The sequence below is a fragment of the Bacillus sp. Brlt_9 genome (assembly GCF_051948935.1).
Classification (GTDB): Bacteria; Bacillota; Bacilli; order Bacillales; family Bacillaceae_G; genus Bacillus_A.
Window position 1 is genome coordinate 423,380 of sequence record NZ_JAYJLO010000003.1, and the last position, 22,735, is coordinate 446,114.

Genomic DNA, 22,735 nt, shown 5'->3' on the forward strand with positions numbered 1-22,735 from the left:
ATTTATAACACAAAATAATTTTTATAGTAAAAAAAGATAGAAAAAATTCTATCTTTTTAAATAAGCCTTTTCGAACTCATCAACTGGAAGCGGTTTCGAGAAATGGTACCCTTGTATTCCGTCCGTACCTATTGTTTTAAGTATCTCGTATTCTTCTTTTGTTTCTACACCTTCGGCTATAACCTCTAAGTCTAATACGTGTCCTAAATCAATTATGATTTGAACCATTTTTTCTGTTTTTTCATCCTCAGCAATCGTATCAATAAATGATTTATCCAATTTCAAACGATTCACTGGAAAATCTTTTAGATAAGAAAGTGAAGAATAACCTGAACCAAAATCATCTATTGCTAATCCACAACCTAGATTTTTTAGTTTTTCAAGAACAGCAATAACATTTTTCTTACGTTTAATCACAACCGTTTCCGTAACTTCGACAGTTAATAAGCTTGGATCTAAACCATACTTACGGATTTTCCTTAATATTGTTCTATAAACATCTTGTCTATCGAATTGTTTTCCTGAAACGTTTATACTGACCGGAACAACTTTATATCCCTTAGAAATCCATTCTCTTAGTTGTCTACAGCTTTCTTGAATAACCCAATTTCCTAAAGAGTGAATCATACCAGAAACCTCTGCTAAAGGAATAAATACACCTGGAGATATCATTCCTTGGTCTGGTGAAAACCAACGTATTAATGCTTCTGCTGAAGTCATTTCCCCGGTTTTCGCATCAATAATTGGTTGATAGAATAACTGGAATTCGTTATTCTCTATTGCTTTCCTTAAGTTGCCGTTAAGATGGAATTGTTCACTTGTATCTTGAACCATTGTGTCGTTAAAGAAAGAATAGTAGTTTTTACCCCTCTGCTTTGAATAATACATAGCTAAATCAGCATATCTTACAAGATCGTTTGATTTCGTTGTATCCTCAGGATAAGTAGCAATACCTATAGAAGATGAAATCAGAACTTCGTGTCCTTCAATAAGAAATGTGTGTTTAAAGCCATTTAATACTTTTTTAGCTATTTCGATTAAGTCGCTTCTTTTTTCATAATTTTCTACTTGAACAGTGAATTCGTCTCCACTCATTCTATATAAATGACAGTTTTCAGGTAGTGCTCTTTTAATTCTTTTGGCAATACCTTTCAATAGTGCGTCGCCCGCAGCGTGTCCTAAACTATCATTTACATTTTTAAAATTATCGACATCGAAAAATAGAAGAGAAAATTTATTTTCATCTTTTTTAGCTGCATTGACTCTATTAACTAAATCATTTTGGAATTTCCCTCTGTTTGGTAGATTTGTAAGGGTGTCGGTATAGGCTAGTTGATAAATTCTTTTTTCATACTCTTTCTTTTTACTTATATCTTTAGCGATGCCGTGAATACCAACGAGTTGATTATGAACAAATATAGGGAATAGAGACAGAGAAACAAAAATAGGATTGCCGTGTTTTTTAATCATTACGGAGTCATAAGTTTTTCTAACACCTTTTTTTACGTCTATAAGGCTCATAACAGTCCTAGGGAAGTACTCGGGAGTAATTAAGGTTGAGAAAGGTCTATCGGTAATCTCATCCCTTGTAAAGCCTGTAGCATCCAACATAGCATCGTTAATGTCAGTGAAACAAAAATCTAAATCTAGTGAAAACACGAAATCAGGATTTTGATCAAATAAGGATTTAAAACGTTGTTCTCTTTCCACTATGTTCTTCACATCTTTTTCTTTAATATTTATATCTCGCATAATAATAACGATGTAAGAAACACTATTGTTTTTCCCGATAATAGGATTAAAACTTGCTTCTACAGCACTATATCCGTTTGCATTCTTAACTCTAAATTGAACTAAGTGCTTCTCGTTGTTTTCAAAGACTTTATTGATAATATGCGCGATCATTTGATTATCAGATTCGTGTACAAACTCAAGATAGGAGTGTTTTTCAAAACCTGAGGGTGCAATACCTAGTTGTTTTTTGTGAGAAGGAGAAGAGAAGAGTACTCGCGTAGTAGAATCAATTATATTAATCATATCGTTCGTTTCTTGAGTAATTGTGTTGTAAATAGGATGGTTCTTCAATTCAACATCTTCAGACCAAAACATATATAAATCGAATTGCTCATCGTTTATAACGATTCTATTTTTCTCGAAAAATACAGGTACTTCAAATCCATCTTGATGTAATAAAGCCTCTTCTTCTATTGAGAAGAGAAGATTGAATGGGTTTAACAATATATCTGTGTCAGACTTGTTTGTTAAGTGACAAATGAACGGGTTAACAGATACAACAATAGAATCATCGTTAACTAATACTGTGCCCGTGTTATAACGTTTTTCCATTAAAAATAACCCTCCTTCCGAGAAGTTTTCAGGATAATAATCTATAACCGAAAAAAAATCCATCTTTTTTAAAAGAAAAAGATGGATTAAAACACTTTTTTTCCAACGTTGAAAATACGAATGTAAAATTAAGTGGAAGGAGTGGCTTTATGATTACTAGAGAAGATATTCACGACTTAAATGAAATGATGCGCGAGATAAATATGTTAAGGAGAAAACAGATATATTCTAGTCTAAAGTGCATTTGGATATTGTGGAAGATAAGGATTAGGGAACTTATGAATGGCCGGTATATTGTTAGTGAAGAATGGCAGGTAGAAAATATCAAATGGAAAAACAACTTAAAACCGTTAGTAAAAGAAGAATACAACCATCTTAAATCCAAGTTTAAGATGAAATTTTTATTGTTTCGCCTTAAAATAAGATATATTTTTCACAAATAACTATTCATATTAAGCAAAAGAGATCGTATTGTACGGTCTCTTTTTATATTGAATCGAGCGGAACAAAAAGTTTTTCCAACATCATCCATAGATTGTCTTTTTGATATACAATTTAAGAAAAAACTAAGGAGAGTTTAATTTATGTTGAGATGTATAACTGAAAGTCAAATATTATTGTATGCGCCTAATTGCAAAGAGGAAGAGACTAGACAATTATCGAGAAGCGGATTACTATTTTGTCCATCTTGTAAAGATAAAGTACAATTTTGTCGAGGTCAAAAAAAGGGGTCATATTTCAGACATCCTAAAAGCAATTGTATAGCATATAAGTACGATTATTCAGAATCCCCGAATCATAAAAAGGGTAAAGATATTTTATATAATTGGCTTAAAAATAAATTTGAAAAAGCGATTGTAGAAAAAGAAAAATATATTCCTGAAACGGGTCAAATTGCTGACATTCTTGTAACGCATACAGAAGGAAAGCTAAAAGGATGTATATGGGCCTTTGAATATCAGCATAGTAAATTACCTAAAAAAGACTGGGATGCGAGGCATAATTTATACCAAAATGCTAATATAGTCGATTTTTGGATACTTGATGCTGAAGTGTTTTTAAAATACTCTCAATCCAATGATGAACGCATCAAGAACGCAAGAAATAAGCAGGATCTGCAAGAAACTATATATTCAACCACAGGTTTTTGTTATTTCTTAAATATATCAACTCTAGATCTTACAATTGATTTTAAGTTCAGAGAAGAGTTTATAGGACCAAAAAACCCTAAGGATGTCTTTTATCCTTCAAAGCCATATAAATTTCATAGCCCTCTGAAACACTCTTGTAGACTTGAAGAAATACAATTTATGTACTACGAAGGAAGCAGCGACTTTATAGCTATGTTCTACAAAGATATAGCGGAAAAACTGAAGAAAGAATTTAAAACAAAAAGCCAGGCGTTTAAAATAAAAAAGCAGAAAAAATGGGATAAAGAACTAGAAAGCAAGATTCAACAAATATTAGAGTATACAAAAATTAACTATGATGAAGTATTTTTTAGTTGTATGAAACGTTTTATAGAAATAAATAAACAAGACATTCAAATAGACGCATATCATTTACCGGAAGAAGAGTTCCTTCAAAAATATGAAGCATTTGTGCGTGTCCTTCAAAAATATGAAACTGAGAGGCTGGTCTGGAAAGAAAGTGTTAATGACACCTTACGTATCATATACGAACTTTCTGTGCGCGAAAAAGATGAAGAAGGAATATGTAGTTTAGAATTCCTTGATAAGAATAAGTTGACTTTAAAAGACCATTATCTAGAAAAATATAAGAATAAAATTGAGATAATTACCTATGTTCTTCGAAATTATGAAGAGCCGCTTAAAAAGTTAGCCCAGCTAAACCCAAACAGAATCAGAACGTGGTTGTCTAAAATTAACACTTGGCTTACACCACTCGGGATAGTTAACCCTACAAAGTTTGATTATGCTTTTGCATATCGCCATATCAAATCTAAAGAAGAAGTAGATAAAATATTTAAAGTGATTCAAGAAGAAACGAATATTCTTAAGTAATTATCATCTGAAAATCCAAATCTTATCAAATTAAATTATAAAACAAAAAAGACAACGTAAAACTACGTTGTCTTTTTAATTCTTTTTTTAAAAGTTAGATGGGTTTGAGGAAACAAGCATTAAATGGTAAGGTTCACTTTTTACTTGGCTTTTTATATACAAATAAATTTAGATTATATTTTTAATATCACCCGAAATTGTCCATTATGATATACAATTTAAGAAAAAATAAGGAGAATTGAAACTATGTTAAGTTGCATTACTAAGGATAAAACATCACTATACGCACCAAGTTGTGAAGTGGAATTAACAAAAGAAATGTCTAGTAACAAATTACTTTTGTGTCCTAATTGCCTAACACACGTCATATTTTGCAACGGCCCCAAAATGGGGTCCTATTTCAGACATTATGATGAAGATGCTTGCATAGGCAACTATTCAGAACCAGAAACAAAGAAACATCGTAAAGGAAAAGAGATACTCGTAAACTGGCTTAAAAATACATTTAAAACTTCAATTGTAGAAACAGAAAAACGTATTATAGAGACAAACCAAATTGCTGATATTTTAGTCACTCATACTGAAGGGAAAATTAAAGGGGATAGATGGGTTTTTGAATTTCAACATAGTAAATTATCTGCGAAAGATTGGGAAGAAAGACATAATCTCTATCAACAAGCTAATGTCACTGATTTCTGGATATTAGATGCTGAAGTGTTTTTAAATTACTCTAAATCTAAAGATAGCTACATTCAAAAATCGAGGCTACAGAAAGATCCTCAAGAAGCTATTTTTTCATCTACTGGTTTTTGCTATTTTTTAAATCTGAATACGCTTGAACTAACAATAGATTATAAGTTTAGGTATGAAGATATAAGGGTAGAAAGACCTAATGGAGGCTATTTTCCAAAAAAAGAATATAAGTTCCATAAAAATAGTGAGCAATCCTGCCATCTACATAAGGTAAGTTTCAAATACAATGAAGAATTTAATTTCCTTGCATTGGGTTACAAAAATATTGGAGATGAATTTTTTGAAGAATTCGAATGGAAAATACAAAAATTGCAAAGAGAGAAGCAGGAAAAATGGGAAGAAGAGCTTGTTAAAAGGGGTATGAAAAAAGTACGATATGCTCAAAAGTTATATGGTGAATCTTTTTCTAGCTATATGGTTGAGTTTATGAGGGAAAATAAAGAAGCTGTACAAAATGATGCTTTTGATTTATCAGATGAAGAATTTTTAAATACATATAAATCCTATGTACAAAGACTTCAAAAATATGATGAAGAGAGAAATAGCTGGAAAGAAAGCTCTGATGACATCTCGCGTGTAATATACCAACTATCTGCTCGTAATGAAGATCGAGTTGAAATGAGATCCTTAGACTTTCTTAAAAAGAAAAAATCCACTTTCAAAGAGTATTTGTTAGAAAAATACGAGGATGAAATTAACGTAATCAGCTTTGTTATACAGGAATATAAAGGCGTATTCGAGAAGTTGGCAGAGTTAAACCCACAGATTATAAAGAAAAGGCTAAATGAAATTAACTGGAGGGTTGTACCCTTTGGATCAAACCCTACAGAGTTTGATTACGCGTATGCATACCACTACATTGAAACGATAGAGCAAGCTGATGAAATACTTAAGATTATTAAAGCGAGATTGAAAATCTAGAGTGTTATTATGATATAAAAATTAATATAAAAAAAGACAACGTTTATACGTTGTCTTTTTATTTACTTTCTTTGGAATCAATAACCTTTTTGCCGTAATGGTCCAAAGTTGCAGATATTATCTTCTTTTTATTCGTCTTGTGATCCGTAACTTCTACTGTGTATCTAAGAAGTGGTTGTTCAACAAAATCAATAATTGCCTTCTGTTCAGAGTTTTCTATATCTAAAACAACTGCATCTTTTCCGAACTCCTCTTGTATCAATTCTAGTTGTTGTGCCCTTTGTATCTTATATTCTATAAAGGTATACGCAGCAACAAACAACCCTAAAACTAAAATAGCTATCACGTTGAAACTAATCTCTTTTTTAAAATCCAATGGAATAAACCTCCTATTTCTTAATTAGGTCTAACCATTCTTTTTCATATTTTTTCCGATTTACTTCGTGTTGATCAAAAGTTTCCGCATAAAATGTTTGTCCATTTGGTCTTGCGTAGAAGTAAATAGCTTTAAATGAAGAACCTGCTGGTTTTAATGCTGCCATAAAGGATTCTTTACTTGGAGAATTGATAGGTCCTAAAGGTAAACCTTTTGTTTTATACGTATTGAAAGGCGAATCTGTTTTTATATCTTTGTGTGTCATAAATACCTTATGTTCTCCATTTGCGTATGCAGCAGTAATATCACTCTCTAACTTCATTCCTTTAGCTAATCGGTTATAAAACACCTGAGATACCTTAGGACGATCCTCTTTAAATTTTGATTCTTTTTCAATTACAGAGGCTAGTGTTAATAATTCTTCAAATGAATGTTTAGAGTTTATGATTTCAACTTTATTATCTTCATACCATTTATTAGTCTCTTCTAACATTTTTTCAATTATCTTATGCGGTAAGGTGTTTTTATCGAAATCGTATGTATTAGAGTGTAAATATCCTTCTAACTGATTTCGTTTATTTTTGTTGTACTCTGGTAACCACATATACTTTTCTTTAAGCTGTTTATAATAATTTTGGTCATTTGTTAGTTGTAGAAAGGCTTTGGCATCTACAACGTTTTTAGATGCTAGTATTTCTGCCATTTGTTCTACCGTTGTTCCTTCTGGAATAGTTACGAATCTGTCTTTATTTTCATTTGAACTAGCATTTTGGAATTCATTTAGTTCATCTATTAATTCGTCGAAGTTCTTTGCTTCTAATGTAAAACTACCTGGTTTAAAATTAACTTCAAATTTTTGTTTTTTCCAAGGTGCCTTTTCGAAGTAAATTTGTTTTGCTCTGATATAGTAATAGAACACATCAGAATCATCTATTATGCCGCTTAATTCAAGAATATCTGAAACTTGGCGAACTGGCGCACCTTCAAAAATCTCAATTTTACCCGGACTCACTTCTGATTTAGATTTAAACCACAATAAAAAGCCTCCAACGAGTAATGAGAAGGCTATAAAGAAAGCTATTAATTTCATAAAAAATCTTTTCATTCTTTACCCCCTAATAAAAAAAGTTCCTTTTAACGCTATTCGACTAGCATCAAAAGAAACCTTAAAAAGAGAAAAATATATTAAAACCATTTCCAATGGTTATTTTGATTCATTCCTACACCAGCTAATAGGTTTGTTGGATAGTTCTTATCCGAAACAAGACTTAGGATTTTAAATCTTGTGTCTTCAATAGGGATTTGAACAGCTTCTCCCCAGTCATTCAGAACGATATATGTACCGGTATTCCAATCTATCCCTAATACATCATAATCGAATGTTTCTTCAAAACTTGGTTCGTCATATTCTTCGTGAGGTATTGTCTCTAAACTGACTAAAGTATCCACACGTTTATTTTGTTTCTCCATAAACATTTGTATGTATGTTTTCGTAATAGCTTGCATTTCTTCTCATTCCTTTTATAAATTCATCAATATTATTTTGCTTATTTTATCAATAATAACAAAAGCATTATAGAATATTGCTGGATCTAAAGACAATGAGATAAGCAAAGGAGATTAATATGTTACAAATTTATAAGGACCGGAGTGTTTCAGAAGGAGAAAAGGTAAAGGTATATTTCAATCTACATACTCACTTATTTTCTATGTTAGCAATGGAAGGAGAACATAAAGGGAAAGTAGTAGCCCACGGAAACGGAATTAAAATAGAAAATGTAGTTTTTCATATAAACAAATCTGGACAATTGAGGGTTAGAGAACAGCAGAAAAGAAATGTTCACGCATATGCAGTTGGTACTTTTAAAGGAATAACTCAATCAGAATTAGAAGGAAATGCTTACTACAATCCCTATCTTACTGATAAATTTATAAACCTAGATACAAAATTAGAGCTTGATGGGGTAGAGGTGGCTGTATTGAAAGATAAGAGAATTACATATATTTGAGACGCTTAATAGCGTCTTTTTTTATTTTTTTAATATTTTTAAAAAAATCTCGATATAAGAATAGTAAGGAGGGATGACATCTATGAAATGTGATTCTTGTAAACGAAAATTCGAAGAAGGGGAAGAGGACTTTTATAAATGTGATCATTGCGGATACTATATATGTGAACAATGTATGAAAAAACAGGGTAAACGTTGCAGAAAATGTGATGAAGGTCGTCTACATAGGGATTAAACACGGTATAAAGCCGTGTTTTTTCAGTGCAAAAAAGATGATGAAATCGTATACTTTAGGTAGGGATATTACCCTAAATAAAAGGAATGGTCTCTACTATTTATAATAACAACATAATAACTAATAATAAAAAGGGGTAATTCATATGACGGATTATATCTTTGTTAATATCGCTTTAATATTTGTTCTTCCAATGATTCTAATTTATAAGATCTGTATCGAAAAGTTTAATGATGCAATTATAAATGATGCGTCGCCAAAAAGTAGATCCATATTAACGAAATTTACGATTGCGACAGGCATTATAGCGGTAATTGGAGTGTTATTTATGTTGCCCGCATTACAATATAAAGCTGGACAAGGTTCTGTTAATATACTTGCTATTATTTACACTGGCCTCATTTGGTCACTTTCGATCATATATGTAATTAGAAAAACTTTAAGTTTAATTCAATACAAAGGTAGTAAGACAATTAGGATGTTAAATGTAATTATGATTCTAGTAACAAGTGTATTTTCAATTATATCTCTTGTATGTATCCTGCTATAATTTAGAATTAAATAACTGATGTAAAATGTATGTGTAAGGAAATAAATATTTGAACCAAAATGCGTAATAAGAAATGGAGGTTGTTTTCTGGCTTTTCATTACGAAATAAGAAAAAAGGGTTTAGATAATAAACCAGATGAAATTCTTTCTATATGTAACAAAAGAGAGGAAATCCCTTATGAATTAGAGATATTAGGATACAAAGATTGCAAAACAAAATTAGATTATGACGGAACATTATTGTATTGCAAAGGAAGAAGAAACATTGTTTATGTAGCTTATGTAGGAAATTATTAGAAAAGTTACTTCACATTACGAAACAAGAGTATATTGAATCATAAAAAGGCAACTTATAAGTTGCCTTTTTCTAATGCTCGAATATTGCTAATTTCACTGCTATTTACTACTAAAAAGTGACTTTCCCTCACAAAAGAGAACCCGTCAATATATTCACTGCTCTTTTTTTCATCCATAACATTTTTTTATTTTTTACTATAGATGCCTATTTTTATGCTATTATCCTAAAAAAATTAAGGTAGGTATCTAATATGAATATTTCTGAAATAGTTAATTCAATTTTTCAAGACTGCTTATTTAATGAATTTGAAATTGTAAATGGTATTCCGAATGAGACTCCTATTAAGGTACAAGGTTTAAATCATACGTTTTGTTTTCATCCTGAGCGATTGGATAAAAATAAAAAGGCTATTGACGAAATAATCTCTGTTCTTCCAGATACCTTTAAAGAAGGGTGGTCATTCTACAAATTATGCTATACAAAAGATGGTATGCAATGGACTGATTTACACCAAAGATGTGAACAAATAATGGTACTAGGCATAGCGATTCAAAAAATGGAATATTGTCTACCTAGAGAAAGCTGGAGTATATTCCCTGGCGCTTTACCTTATCTTACGATCAAAGCGTAATAAACTTCATAAATACCAAAAAAGCTAACTCAAATTGAGCTAGCTTTTTTTAATTTCATCAGCAATACTATGGACCAATTTATTTACTTGTACTTCGCTTTCTCCTTCTACCATTACGCGAACAAGGTTCTCAGTACCTGAGGCTCTTACTAATACTCTACCATTACCTTGTAGTTCATTTTCTGCTTGTTCTATTACATTACGAATAATCGGATGTGATTCCCACGAGTTCTTATTCTTTACAGGCACATTAATTAATTCTTGAGGGTATTTATTAAAGCCTTCTAATAACTTGGAAAATGGTTTCGCTTCACTCTTTAGTACATTAGCTAATTGTAATGCACTTAAAATACCGTCTCCAGTTGTGTTTAATTCTAAGAATATAATATGACCAGATTGTTCTCCACCCAATGTATAACCGTTTTCAAGCATCGCTTCTAAAACATATCTGTCTCCAACTTTGGATTGTACAGTTTCTATACCTTGTTTATGAAGTGCTTTTTTAAATCCGAAATTACTCATAACAGTTGAAACTACTGTATTGTCTTTCAACTTACCTTTGCGGCTAAGTGCTGTTCCGCATACGAATAGAATCTGATCGCCGTCAATCTCGTCTCCTAGTTCATTAACAGCTATTAATCTGTCTGCATCGCCGTCAAAAGCTAGACCAATATCGGCCTTAGTTTCGATAACTTTAGCTTGTAGGTTAGCTGGATGAGTTGAACCACAATTAACATTAATATTAATACCGTTAGGCTCTGCTGAAAGTACCGTTACTTCTGCACCTAATTTCTTAAATAATGTCGGAGCGATACTTGTTGCTGCACCATTTGCACAATCTAGTACTATTTTTAAACCACTTAAATCAGTATCGATTGATTTTTTCAGGAAGTTGATATAGGAATTAACTGCATTCTTATTCTCAACGACTTTACCTATATCTTTTCCGGACAGTTCTGGAAGTTCTCTTTGATTATCGATAAAATATTCTATTTCTAATTCGATGTCATCAGCTAATTTAAAACCTTTTTGATTAAAAAACTTAATTCCGTTGTCTTGGAAGGGGTTATGAGAAGCTGAAATCATTACACCGCCATTTGCAAGTTCTCTTGTTAAGAATGCAACTCCTGGAGTAGGTAGTACTCCTAATTGGATAACATCCACTCCTGATGAGGTTAATCCCGAAATTAATGCTGCCTCTAACATTTGACCTGAAATACGTGTATCTCTTCCAACCACAAATGTAGGTCGTTGTTTTTCGGCTCTAATTGTTTTAGTTAATACATACCCAGCACTTTTTCCTAAACGAAAAGCAAGTTCTGGAGTTAATTCCACATTTGCAATTCCTCTAACACCATCTGTTCCGAAATATTTTCTCATAATATTGCCTCCAAAGTAATTTAATTACGTTTCTGTTGGCAATAGTTTTGTAAAAAAATAAGAAAACCCTTATTCACATTAATTAGTGATTGGTTCAAAACATTTTCAAAAAAATATATACACTTTTGTTGCAGTATTGGAATTTTTATTTATAAACGCGTGTGAACTAGTACTACAATTTATTAAAACAAAGTCGGATCATAATTGATTTGGAAAATTTATATTGAATCCAATTTGTACATAGTGTCTTGTAATAGCAGCAAAAAAGAGTGAAGAATTTATACTACACTCTTTTTGTTACCTAAAGTAATTAAATTAGGTAACGTGGTCCATTGGCGTTTAACCCCTATGTCCAACTGGGTAATTATGTGTGCTATCAGACACTAATAAAGATTTAGATTTTACTAAGATTAACCCCTTAATACTTTATGATAATACTAAAAATTTTTATGTTTTTTTGACAAAAACAAGGACTAATTAATACGTTGACAAAAAAACAAGATGTTTCACGTACTAAACATCTCAAATTTGAATTATTTAAAAGGGGGTTTTTAATATGGTTATCGATTGGTCAGTAACAGCAGTCTATAACACAATAATGTCAGTAGCTACTGGTATTGGGCTGTTATTAATGCTTCAATTTGTTTCTCATTTACACAAAAATAAAGTTGGGCAATTAGAAGGCTGGTCAATAGGATTTGGAATACCAGGAATTATTTTAACTTTAACAGGAGCTCATATGGTGCTTACTTGGCCATTATCTAAAATTGGGTTCCCATTTGATGATATTATATTCGGTGAGCCTTCACTTGCTTTTGGTATTATGCTTATGGCTGCTTCTATCTTATTATGGAGAAAATCTAATCTTTATCTAGGACAAAGCATTGATATGAATGATACAAAAACTGTTTCAGAAACTTTGAAAAAAGAATTACCATACTTGGTAAAACCATTATCTTACTTTGCATCAGCGATGGGATTAGCACTTATTTCAATCGCGTTCGCAGGAATTAAGTTTCAATTATTTGCAGCACCGCCTGAAGAACCAATATCAGGAGCTTTCGCTGACTATCCTATGTTAGAAGCTACTTTCATTTCAGGATTATATGCAATTACAGGTATAGGCGCAGTTCTACTTCCTTTTGCTTTAAACAAAAACGCAAATCCAAACTTTGCTAAAGCTATCAAATACCTTTGGGCATTAGCAGGTGTTACGTTTGTTATATTTGGAGCAATGAATTACTTTACACATATCGGATTGATTGTTAACACAATGGCAAAATAGTCTTGAATGAAAAACAAAGAGAAATCATTTTCTCTTTGTTTTTCTTTTTTATTACTTCTTTATTCTAGTTTTCTCCTATTGGCCCGAGTATTCTAAATTTGAATATTTATTTTAAATTAAAAACCTGTATTAACAAGGGATATCATTAAACCTTTAAAAATATAGTTCATAAACCATTGGAAAGGGTGGAAGAGAATTGGATAAAAAACATTATATCCTCTTATCAATATTAGTAGGATGGGTTATTCAATTTGTCTTTCCAATTAGTGAGCCTTCTCTCACATATTTCTTAGGTATTTTTGCTGGGGTTCTCTCCTTGTTTTATATTCCTAATGAAAAATACACTCATAATGTATGGATTCAATCAGCTCTATGGGCAGTCCTTCTGATTGTTTTCCCTATATATATTATTGCTGGCCTAGCTGTCGGAGTGGGGGCACATATTGGATTAGATTATTTAAAAAGCTCACTAAAAAAGCCTTATTTAGGCTTCCATAAACAATGGGTACTCACATTAGCGTTAATTACTGTGAATACAGTGTTTGTAACTGGTGTTGCTATAGCGAAATTTCTGCATTACTAATTCTAACCGCATATCTATGATGCGGTTCTTTTTTTAGAAAGAGGGATATTCAATGGGATTACAACAACTGCTTGATAACAGACGTATTAAAAAGTATATGAAAGTAGCAAATAAAGTAATAGAGAAGCAATCAAACTACGAAAAACTTGAAGATGCTGACTTTAAAAAACAAACAAATCAGTGGCGTGAAACATTTAAGGGAAAAGAGATTTCAGAGAATGTTCAAGTCGAGATTTTCGCATTAGCTCGTGAGGCTGCCAAACGTGTATTAGGACTAGAAGCCTTTCCGGTTCAATTAATAGGTGGAATCGTACTCTCAGAGGGCAATGTAGCGGAGATGAAGACGGGTGAGGGTAAAACCCTTGTGTCGTTATTTGCAATCTTCTACGAGGTAATCAAGGGCTCTAAAGCGCATTTAATTACAGCAAACGATTATTTAGCTGAGCGAGATAAGTCGATTATTGGAAAAGTATTAGAGTTTCTAGGTATTACTGTCGGATTAAACTCTGCTGGCCTTAGTTTGAGTGAAAAACGAGAAATTTATAAAAATGATGTAATTTATGGTACTGCATCTGAGTTTGGTTTTGACTATTTGAGAGATAATATGACAAGTTCGGTCGATGCTTGGGTTCAATCCGGTTTAGATTTTGTGTTAATTGATGAAGCTGATTCAATTCTGATTGATGAAGCAAGAACACCGTTAATTATATCTGGTAAGAAACAAGAGGATTTAGGTGTATATAAAAGAGCAAATCTGTTACTAAAGAAATTTACAGAAGTAGATTATGAATACAATATAGAAAACAATTCTGTTTGGCTTGCTGATAACGGAATAGATAAAGCTCAAAAATTCTGGGGAATAGATGACTTATATTCACTAGATAACCAAGGATTATTAAGAGCGACTAATCTTATGCTAAAAGCTTACTTCACTATGAAAAAAGATAAAGATTATGTTGTACAAGACGGTGAGATATTAATTGTGGACCAAAATACCGGTCGTATTATGGATGGAAGAAGATTTAGTGAAGGATTGCATCAAGCTATTGAAGCAAAAGAGTCAGTAGAAGTAAAAGATGAAACTGTTACTTTAGCAACGATAACGATCCAGAATTATTTCCGTATGTATCAAAAAATTGGTGGAATGACTGGTACTGCAAAAACTGAGGAAGAAGAACTACAAAAAATATACGGTTTAGATGTTCTTGTAATTCCTACTCATCGTTCAATAGCTAGAATTGATGATGCAGATGAAATTTATCTAAGTAAAGAAGAAAAAGGAATAGCGATTGTAAAAGAAGTTTTAGAAAAGCATACGGCTGGACAACCAGTTCTAGTTGGTACAGCTTCAATTGAAGATAATGAATGGCTTAGTGACCTATTTACTAAAAATAATATTCCGCATCAAGTACTAAATGCCAAAAATCACGGTAGAGAAGCAGAAATTATCTCCAATGCTGGTGAAAAAGGAGCAGTTACTATAGCGACTAATATGGCAGGTAGGGGTACAGATATTAAACTTGGGGATGGTGTGAAGGAACTTGGCGGTTTAGCTGTTATAGGTACCGAAAAACACGAAAGTCGCCGAATTGATAATCAGTTAAAAGGACGTTCTGGCCGACAAGGAGATCCGGGATATAGCAAGTTCATATTATCTTTAGAAGACGAACTGATTGAAAGATTCAATGGTAAAAAAATAAAAGACCTTGCCGAGAAAATAGGATTCCCTAAAAACGAACCGATATCGCACAGAATGGTTGTTAAGGCAATCACTGGTGCCCAAAAGAGAATGGAAGGTACTAACTTTGATATCCGTAAAAATCTTTTAGAATATGATGAAGTAATGGATATTCAAAGAAAGTTTATCTATAAAGAACGAAAAGGGTTAATGGATATTAAGGACACAAAAGCATTTACCAAAGGTATTCTAAATGAGTTTGTTAAGGTCCAAATTGAACAACGATATGATGATGCTGAACCTGATAAAGCTATGGAATGGGTAGTAAATGAACTTACTGGTGCAATTGCTCCAGGCGAATTTAGTATTGATTACATAGATGATGTAATTGAGGGAGTTCAGAAAAAGGTACTTGAAAACTACGAATTAAAGAGAAAGAATGTTGGGGATGAAATCCTTAATGAAGTTGAAAAGACAGTATTCCTTGAAATAATAGACCAGTTCTGGGTTAAACACATTGATCAATTGGTCAATTTAAAAGAGGGTATTCATTTAAGAGCTTATGCTCAGTCGAATCCACTTGTTGAATATCAAAAAGAAGCTGCTGCAATGTTCCAAGGTATGTTAGATGAATTACAGTACTACTACTGTATGAACGTTATCCATTTTCAAATTTCTGTAGTTCCAGAATAAATGCAAGTTAAGGTTCGGCCGTTTTCTTTGTGATAGGGGAGTGTCGGAATATGATTAACTACAAAAAGTACATAAATGAATTAGCAGAAGATAATAAAGAAACGATTCTTAAATATGCTTCGAAGATTGGATTAGTAAAAGAAACTTCTAAAGATGAATATAAGGAATTAGAACAACGCTGTTATGAGTTGCTAGCAGAATATGATTCTCTGACTATTTATGGGATAGATGGTGAAGAGTCGTATTTAAAAAATCTTTACGAGTTATTTAAAGATGATCTAAGGGTAAGTTTCTGGATTGATGAACATTCCAGAAATATAATCCCGATTGAAGGTAAAAACGTCTGGTTTAGATGTTCCTCTGAAAATAATCCTTATGCTCGGCCAATGTTCGATTATGGTGATTATAGATTGAAAGATAAAATGAATGGCATAGAAAAAGCGGTATTATTTGATGCCGAAAACTTTATAACAAATACAGCTGGATATAAGACAGGTACAAAAAAAGAAAGGAACTTATGTAAGTGGGTTCCAGAGTTTTTAAAATCCGAGAAAGAATTAGTTGTATTTACAAATGAGGAGAAAACCTTAATATATTTAAAAGGTCTTCTTCGCGGTATGGGGGTAACTAATAAATCTATTACTTTTGTATTTAAAGATGGACAACAAAACATTCTGTTGGATGAGTTTAAAAGTGATCTATTTAAAGTAACACCTGCTATTTTTGTAGAGAGAGATAAAGAATGGAAAGAAATCAAAAGAAAAGCAGCAATTGTTCAAAAAGAAATTGTAAAAGAAATAGTTAAACTAAATACCAATAAATAAAGCGCAATGTGATAACACATTGCGCTTTTCTTAATATACATTAATTGGTCTTTTCTTTATGGAATAACCAGCTAACCATTACCGTAATGATAAGGAATACCATAAACATACAAACAAACATAGCTAAAGCGAAAATAACTGTTTGTATTGATGCAACGGCAGGGAAATAGAATGAGATGCCTTTTGAAAGTGACAACAATATTAAGATATATGGTGTCAGTGAAAATAACATTGCTGTCCATTCAGAAATATTCAATGAAAACCATTTAATCCAAATTGCTGCATCATTTTTTCTCATTTGTTTTAGTTGTTTTACTAACACATCTTCAAAAGTCGAGAAGTACTTATACGAGAATACAACGAGTACCGCTATTGAAAGTATGCTTAAACAATCAAATAAAATAGATGATCCAAAAAAGACATCAGAAGTCCTTGTAAATAGAAAAAGGATAGCCGGGATAGCCAAAACAGACCAAATCCACTTTTTCATTCGATACACCTCCTGAGTTTTCTGAATAAACTTTATCAAAAAATAATAAAACCCCTTGTTTTTTCTTCGTCACATTCAAGTCGCTACTAAAAAACATACAAAAGCATTGAAAAATAATACATAAAAATTATAAAACACTTTATTAATTATTCGTTTTTAATACGGTTGTTTTTTATTTTTAACAATTTTTTTTACAAGTGAGGTAGGGGAGCAATGGATAAAAGAATTAAATTATTTACCATTGGACATCTTTTGGCGAATGGAATCATTGCATTAATGTGTTTCCTTTTAATTTATCAAACTAAAGTCATAAAAGATGATCTTATATTTTGTTTGATTGTTTTATGGGTTAGTGGTTTATCGATAGCAATTGCATCAAAGAAAAGTATTCCCGAGTATTTTATATGCTTTTTGCTGTTAATTCCTATTGTCTTACCAATTTCATACGCGTCGTATATAGGTCAAATACCTACTTCGTTAATTTTTTTTGATGCATTAGGGGTGTGCTATATCTACATTCGATTTAGAGAATATGAGAAAAGGTCAACTGAATCTGAACAAATTGATTAGAATGTACTTCTTTACTCTGTAATCAATATTCTCAATTCCAAAAGGAAAACCAGTTATTTTTAAAAAACAGTACAGTATGAATTAATGTAACTTAATGAGGTGTGAGTAATGGGGTTAAGAAAAGAAGAAGACCAACAAACAATGGATTACTTTGTTCGACAAAAGCTAAAAAGTGGTTCTAAATTTGTAGATACAGAATTATGGGCTAAAGAATGGCTGGATCAATATGCAGCGTCACATAAAAATTCTGAAGAACTTTATTATAAAGCGTATCATAATATTCCTAAGTATGTAGAAGTTTGGGAAGAGAAGCTGAATATTAAAGATTCTACTATTAATAAAAACACGAGAAAAATATATGATTTCACACATAAAGAAAAAGCTAGAAGACTAATTGAACAAAATAGATATAAAACAAAAATAAACTTTAATGAATTACAACCTGAAGAATATAAAATGATATGTGATTGGCTTGAAGGAAAAAGCGAATTACCTACGTATCTTCGAGGAATTTTAGAATACATACCTACTTTCACAGAGAGATTCGAGCATTTTATAGGTAAAAGTGTGGAACAGTTTCAGATTGACTTACAAAACAAGTTATTTTATGTGTTTATAATTTATTTCTTTATGATTGTTATGATTATTAACTTGTAAAAAAGATTATATAAAACAAAAAAGCGCTAATTTTTAGTGCTTTTTTGTTTTATGCTTATATATTTATTCGCCTAAACTTAAGGATTTTATTTTTCAAAGGAAATTATAAATGGTATTTCTTTTTTATCCTCTTCTATAAAATTAAGGATTAATTGTAAATGCCTATTATTTTTATCAATACTTACTGTAAAAGCATCTGAATGAAACAGTTTTTCATTTAGTGACGAACACTTTCCATCTTCATAGGTTATTTTCAATTCATTAATATCATATTCATATCTAGCGTTTTCCACTTTAAACATTGATGTACCATTCAAATTCCCAAAAGTTGTTAAATTGTTAGTCGTAATCCAACTGTATATCTCTTCTAAATAATTTGTATTACTCAAGTCATATCATCCTTTGTTCTTATTTACATTAATTCAAAGTGTCTTATTAAGTACTGCAAACAAATACAGAATAGGGGAGTATATGTTAACAAGCCAATAATTACAAATGGTTTTACTTGTTCACCTTGTTCACATACTTTTTCGATCCAAAAATAGAAAACTAATGGAGAAACAAATATTATTAATACTGAATAAATAAGATTGATCAATGTAGTTATCATCGAGCTTTTATGCCTCCAAATGGGTTCTAAAATTATTTTATACTGCCAAATATACAATCAGGAAAAAACATTAATCTCTATATAAATAAAAGCTACTTATATAGGGTTGTTGATAACTGAAGAGGACTATTTATTCTTTTTCCATTCTTTGTTTGTAATATCCTAAATTAAAGGCTATCTAAACGGGGTCTTTTTTAAATTAGCTACTTATATGGGGTTTTAGAACGCTTGATTTTGATTTTCGCACTTTTTTCATTCTATATTCGTAATATCTTAAACTAAAGGCTATCTATAGAGGGTCTTTTTACCGAAAGGTTACTTATAGAGGGCGTTTATCTTGTTTTAAGGGCGGAAGTTATTATACACAATTCTTTTGGGAGCATATTTTTGTTAATTCTTATATAAATAGGCTTGAAATTCATCTTTAGGGCTACTCTTTTTGGTAATTAAAGGTTACCTCATTTCTCCTAAATGTATTTTTTAAGTTGTTAACGAAATTTTAACAATAAAGTTACCTAAAAGGGGTTGTTTTCGAAATAATGTTCCTCTTCAAAGACCGTTTAGGTAGCTTTTAAATTTACTATCCTTGCTGAATTACTCACTATATTTTATTTATTTATAACAGTATCCAACAAAGGATATTCTTAATAATAGGGCTACCTAAAAGGGGTTGTTTAATATAGCTACTTAAAAAGGAAGAGAATTACCACTAGAATATATCGCCGCTACTGTAGCGATTTATTCTCTTTACTTTGTATATTTAAGCTACTCAAAAAGGGTTAATAGGATTATGTTTTGAAAGTGAGTTAGGTAAAAATGAAGGACTAAAAGTTTGTAACTTTTCCTTGAATATTTTTTTAGAATCTATATGAAACAAGGAAGAAAGCTTCCAATAGGGGGTGGCCAAAGTGGACCTTTTGTTAAGACGAAAATATGAAGAAACGCTTAAATTAAATTTGAAAGATAAAATTACTAACCTAGAAGAACTATTGGTTAGTTGTAAACAACATAAAAATACAAAATTAACTTACATTGTGCAGTTCGAACTAATGGAAAGTTATAAGGTAGTGGGGGAAACATATAAAGCTATACAAATGTATCTAAATAATATAGATTTACATATTGAAAATAGATTTGATGTAAAGATTCTGTTGGAGCGTTTCCCTTGGGTAAGTACAAATATTGATAGTATTTCTTCAATTACACAAAGTCAGATCAATAATTTTTTTATTCAAATGGAAAAGGTATTCAATTACAGTATTTATTCGCTTCGAAGCTACTATCAAGAATTATATCGCTACCAATTGCGGATCGGTAACTGGAACGATGCCTTCGAAACATATACGAAATGGATTGTAGAAAGTCGAGATGCAGTTTCTCAAAGTATGGCATTAGAGGAATCCGAAAGAGCTATATATTATTTCTTAGTTGGAGATAATCATAATGCTAAATATATATTCAATTCAGTTGAGAAGGGGATAGAAGGAGCAAGTGGTGCAAAAGCCTTTCTTTTTCCGCGGTCAGCTCGTTACTATTTAGAATTAAAAGAGTGGGAGATGGCAACATACTTAATTCGAAGGGGATATGATTTTAATAAATACAAATCAGAATCTTTAGAGGAGTTAACAGAAATAATGAAAATATTAGCCGTACTTAATCCAAAAATATGCTTAAAAATCTGGAAGAAACATCGATACCATATAAATAAATCGGAAAACGAAAGAGCACATTTTTCATTAGGCATTGCTGCACAGCTAATAGAAAATTCTTTATGCAGATTACTTATTCATTCTAATAATGGTGATAAGCTAAAAGTAGACATTGAAAATATGAGAAGATTAGAAAAAGCTTTTGATTCTCGAAATCAAAATTCTTCATATGCTGATGAAGTTGAATACTGGTCTAATACCTGGTTAAGGTTTAATAAAAACAGGTAGCTGTAAGATGGTTATTTCGCTGTAAAGGTATTACTAATTTTTAATGAAAGTATATCTGTAGAAATACCTAGGAGGAATACATATGAAAACTTTTGAAAAATTATCAAATATGATTGCGGATCGCCTTAATGTAGATCAAGCAGAAATTAAATTAGAATCAAAGTTCAAAGATGACTTAGGTGCAGATTCACTAGATACAGTAGAATTTATTATGGAGTTAGAGGACGAATTTGGCATTGAGGTTCCTGATGAAGAAGCTGAAAAATTAACTACTGTGGGTGACGTTGTTACGTTCCTAGAAAACCATATGTAAAAAGTCTTAAGGGGGATATCCCTCTTAAGGCTTATTTATTTTGACCTTTCGTAATTCATCCACTTAAAAATCTATTCTATTTTCTCAAAAAGTTTATAAAACAATTATAATCTGAAAAACATAGATGATAAGGAGCAATAAAAATGAAAAATTATATTGTTGAATATTCTGTAGGGATAAACGAAACTGCTGTTACTGGTAAAGGACTAGCGATTACACAAAGTACTAACCGTGTTGAAGTAGCTGATGAATTTCTTCAATCTTTATTTGGTGAAGTAATTATCAATACTCCTGGTAAGTACTATGAAACAATAGGGACAGAACTTTCCATTGAGATCGAAAAAGTAGTTGAGGTATCACAAGGGGATGCAAAAGTCTTAAGAAAATACTTATAAAGAAAAAGATTGCATTAATGCAATCTTTTTTATTTATTCGAAGTCATATTCATATGCATTCAATTCAATAATTGGGAGGTTCATTGTGTCTAGTTTATATTCTTCGATGATTTTCGAGGTAGGGTAATCTTCTTCAACCTCTATTGATATAAATGCACCACCTATTTCAGTGCGATTTCCAAGGGCGTTTTTAAAAGTAATGGTCCCTTCGAATCCTTCTAAATATTCATCACACGTATAAACAAATATTGCTGCCGGTGTAAAGTGAATAAGCGCTCCAGCTGTTATTTTTTCACTAGAGGGTGTTTCTTCTTTCTTCTTGCTATTAGAGAACCAAGACATAATTCCACCTCATTTTTTTATTAAATATAAAACCTGTTATGCAGTCTTATTATAGTGGTTTTCAAAGAATTTTCGGAAGTCATTTCGACTTGTAATTAGGTATAACCCTTTTTTAGTAGCGATTCGAATTGATCCTGTTTCTTCACTTACTACAAATACTGTTGTATCAAAATTCTCCGCAGTCTCAATTGCAACCATATGTCTTGTTCCTAAAGTGCCAAAGTTTTCTCTTTTGCGTGCAGAAAGGGGAAGTTTACAACCTGCATATTGAATTCTACCTTTTTCAATTAATACCGCTCCGTCGTGTAGAGGTGTATTGGGATGAAAGATTGTACCTAAGAGAGAAGGGGAGATTCTAGCATCTAAGTAAGCCATATTCTCTGATGCTGCTGAAATATCACTTGAATCATCCATAATAATTAATGCACCGTGTTTTTTCTTAGCAAGATCGAATAATGAATCTTCCAGTATTTTTAGTGTGGCATTTGTCGGCCTTTTTTGACCTGAAAAACCACCTAAACGTTTTAAAAACATTCTTAATTCGGGATGAAAAATTAATATAGTGCCGAAAATCAAAGTTTGAGTACCGAGATTTAATAAAAATGCAGTTTTTTGGAATCCTAAAATTTCTGCAATATATGAAAGAACATATATGATTATTACGCCTAAAACTATTCGTAAGGCTTCAGTTTTTCGAATGAATCGGTAAATAATAAAGAAAATGGTCAAAATCAGTATGTAGTCTAGGACGTTGAGCCAATTCAAGGTCTTTTCCTCCTTAGAAGATAATAATAATCTGTTTATTTATTTAATTATCTTTAGAAAAGAAAAAACC

General features: G+C 31.5%; 23 protein-coding genes. 14 read left to right on the forward strand and 9 right to left on the reverse strand.

Annotated elements, in window-relative coordinates; all coding sequences use genetic code 11:
- Positions 1-48: 48 nt before the first annotated feature.
- Complete coding sequence (locus tag VF726_RS14520) at positions 49-2,346, reverse strand: sensor domain-containing protein (RefSeq protein ID WP_440169301.1); 2,298 nt, start codon at positions 2,344-2,346, stop codon at positions 49-51.
- 584 nt (positions 2,347-2,930) lie between these two features.
- Here VF726_RS14520 and VF726_RS14525 point away from each other — a divergent pair.
- Both VF726_RS14525 and VF726_RS14530 read left to right on the forward strand, forming a co-directional pair.
- Positions 2,931-4,370 (forward strand): competence protein CoiA, encoded by a 1,440-nt coding sequence (locus tag VF726_RS14525; RefSeq protein WP_440169303.1) that lies wholly within the window; start codon positions 2,931-2,933, stop codon positions 4,368-4,370.
- A 300-nt stretch (positions 4,371-4,670) separates the two neighbouring features.
- The gene (locus VF726_RS14530; RefSeq protein ID WP_440169305.1) at positions 4,671-6,044 is read left to right on the forward strand and encodes a competence protein CoiA family protein; all 1,374 of its coding nucleotides are present in this window, start codon (positions 4,671-4,673) and stop codon (positions 6,042-6,044) included.
- Positions 6,045-6,102: 58 nt separating this feature from the next.
- Here the strand turns inward: VF726_RS14530 and VF726_RS14535 are convergent, their stop codons facing one another.
- From VF726_RS14535 to VF726_RS14545, 3 genes are all read right to left on the reverse strand, one after another.
- A complete protein-coding gene (locus VF726_RS14535) occupies positions 6,103-6,420 on the reverse strand; it encodes a hypothetical protein (protein ID WP_440169307.1) in 318 nt (105 codons plus the stop codon).
- A 13-nt stretch (positions 6,421-6,433) separates the two neighbouring features.
- Positions 6,434-7,525 carry an endolytic transglycosylase MltG gene (gene mltG, locus VF726_RS14540; protein WP_440169309.1) on the reverse strand — a complete coding sequence of 364 codons (1,092 nt, stop codon included), beginning with the start codon at positions 7,523-7,525 and terminating at the stop codon, positions 6,434-6,436.
- Positions 7,526-7,605: 80 nt separating this feature from the next.
- Positions 7,606-7,926 carry a hypothetical protein gene (locus VF726_RS14545; protein ID WP_088363037.1) on the reverse strand — a complete coding sequence of 107 codons (321 nt, stop codon included), beginning with the start codon at positions 7,924-7,926 and terminating at the stop codon, positions 7,606-7,608.
- Between the two features lie 119 nt (positions 7,927-8,045).
- Between VF726_RS14545 and VF726_RS14550 the strand changes: the two genes are divergently transcribed.
- The 3 genes from VF726_RS14550 (at position 8,046) to VF726_RS14560 (ending at position 10,143) form a co-directional block, all read left to right on the forward strand.
- Positions 8,046-8,429 carry a hypothetical protein gene (locus VF726_RS14550; RefSeq protein WP_440169311.1) on the forward strand — a complete coding sequence of 128 codons (384 nt, stop codon included), beginning with the start codon at positions 8,046-8,048 and terminating at the stop codon, positions 8,427-8,429.
- A gap of 380 nt (positions 8,430-8,809) precedes the next feature.
- Positions 8,810-9,214: a hypothetical protein gene (locus tag VF726_RS14555; RefSeq protein WP_440169314.1), complete on the forward strand. Its 405-nt coding sequence runs from the start codon at positions 8,810-8,812 to the stop codon at positions 9,212-9,214.
- A gap of 548 nt (positions 9,215-9,762) precedes the next feature.
- Positions 9,763-10,143, forward strand: coding sequence for a hypothetical protein (locus VF726_RS14560; RefSeq protein ID WP_440169316.1), 381 nt, complete (start codon positions 9,763-9,765; stop codon positions 10,141-10,143).
- 39 nt (positions 10,144-10,182) lie between these two features.
- Here VF726_RS14560 and glmM read toward each other — a convergent pair whose 3' ends face one another.
- Positions 10,183-11,523, reverse strand: a complete 1,341-nt coding sequence (glmM, locus tag VF726_RS14565; RefSeq protein ID WP_440169318.1) for a phosphoglucosamine mutase — start codon at positions 11,521-11,523, stop codon at positions 10,183-10,185.
- 556 nt (positions 11,524-12,079) lie between these two features.
- Between glmM and VF726_RS14570 the strand changes: the two genes are divergently transcribed.
- The 4 genes from VF726_RS14570 (at position 12,080) to VF726_RS14585 (ending at position 16,586) form a co-directional block, all read left to right on the forward strand.
- Entirely contained in the window at positions 12,080-12,808 is a 729-nt protein-coding gene (locus VF726_RS14570; protein ID WP_440169321.1) for a DUF981 family protein, read from the forward strand.
- Positions 12,809-13,004: 196 nt separating this feature from the next.
- Complete coding sequence (locus VF726_RS14575) at positions 13,005-13,391, forward strand: hypothetical protein (protein ID WP_440169324.1); 387 nt, start codon at positions 13,005-13,007, stop codon at positions 13,389-13,391.
- A gap of 52 nt (positions 13,392-13,443) precedes the next feature.
- A complete protein-coding gene (secA, locus tag VF726_RS14580; RefSeq protein WP_440169327.1) occupies positions 13,444-15,762 on the forward strand; it encodes a preprotein translocase subunit SecA in 2,319 nt (772 codons plus the stop codon).
- A 50-nt stretch (positions 15,763-15,812) separates the two neighbouring features.
- Positions 15,813-16,586 carry a hypothetical protein gene (locus tag VF726_RS14585; protein WP_440169330.1) on the forward strand — a complete coding sequence of 258 codons (774 nt, stop codon included), beginning with the start codon at positions 15,813-15,815 and terminating at the stop codon, positions 16,584-16,586.
- Between the two features lie 40 nt (positions 16,587-16,626).
- Here the strand turns inward: VF726_RS14585 and VF726_RS14590 are convergent, their stop codons facing one another.
- Positions 16,627-17,076: a hypothetical protein gene (locus tag VF726_RS14590; protein ID WP_440169332.1), complete on the reverse strand. Its 450-nt coding sequence runs from the start codon at positions 17,074-17,076 to the stop codon at positions 16,627-16,629.
- Positions 17,077-17,289: 213 nt separating this feature from the next.
- Here VF726_RS14590 and VF726_RS14595 point away from each other — a divergent pair, with 213 nt between their 5' ends.
- A complete protein-coding gene (locus tag VF726_RS14595) occupies positions 17,290-17,646 on the forward strand; it encodes a hypothetical protein (protein ID WP_440169334.1) in 357 nt (118 codons plus the stop codon).
- A 108-nt stretch (positions 17,647-17,754) separates the two neighbouring features.
- A complete protein-coding gene (locus VF726_RS14600) occupies positions 17,755-18,303 on the forward strand; it encodes a hypothetical protein (RefSeq protein ID WP_440169336.1) in 549 nt (182 codons plus the stop codon).
- A gap of 86 nt (positions 18,304-18,389) precedes the next feature.
- On the opposite strand, the gene VF726_RS14605 is transcribed toward VF726_RS14600, so the two are convergent.
- A complete protein-coding gene (locus tag VF726_RS14605) occupies positions 18,390-18,692 on the reverse strand; it encodes a hypothetical protein (RefSeq protein WP_440169338.1) in 303 nt (100 codons plus the stop codon).
- Between the two features lie 1,129 nt (positions 18,693-19,821).
- Here VF726_RS14605 and VF726_RS14610 point away from each other — a divergent pair.
- The 3 genes from VF726_RS14610 (at position 19,822) to VF726_RS14620 (ending at position 21,558) form a co-directional block, all read left to right on the forward strand.
- Entirely contained in the window at positions 19,822-20,850 is a 1,029-nt protein-coding gene (locus VF726_RS14610) for a hypothetical protein (RefSeq protein ID WP_440169340.1), read from the forward strand.
- An 82-nt stretch (positions 20,851-20,932) separates the two neighbouring features.
- Complete coding sequence (gene acpP, locus VF726_RS14615) at positions 20,933-21,163, forward strand: acyl carrier protein (RefSeq protein ID WP_440169342.1); 231 nt, start codon at positions 20,933-20,935, stop codon at positions 21,161-21,163.
- 143 nt (positions 21,164-21,306) lie between these two features.
- Complete coding sequence (locus tag VF726_RS14620) at positions 21,307-21,558, forward strand: hypothetical protein (RefSeq protein ID WP_440169345.1); 252 nt, start codon at positions 21,307-21,309, stop codon at positions 21,556-21,558.
- 33 nt (positions 21,559-21,591) lie between these two features.
- Here VF726_RS14620 and VF726_RS14625 read toward each other — a convergent pair whose 3' ends face one another.
- Together VF726_RS14625 and VF726_RS14630 are read right to left on the reverse strand one after the other, a co-directional pair.
- Complete coding sequence (locus VF726_RS14625) at positions 21,592-21,900, reverse strand: hypothetical protein (RefSeq protein WP_440169347.1); 309 nt, start codon at positions 21,898-21,900, stop codon at positions 21,592-21,594.
- 36 nt (positions 21,901-21,936) lie between these two features.
- The gene (locus tag VF726_RS14630; protein WP_440169349.1) at positions 21,937-22,665 is read right to left on the reverse strand and encodes a diadenylate cyclase; all 729 of its coding nucleotides are present in this window, start codon (positions 22,663-22,665) and stop codon (positions 21,937-21,939) included.
- Between the last annotated feature and the right edge of the window lie 70 nt (positions 22,666-22,735).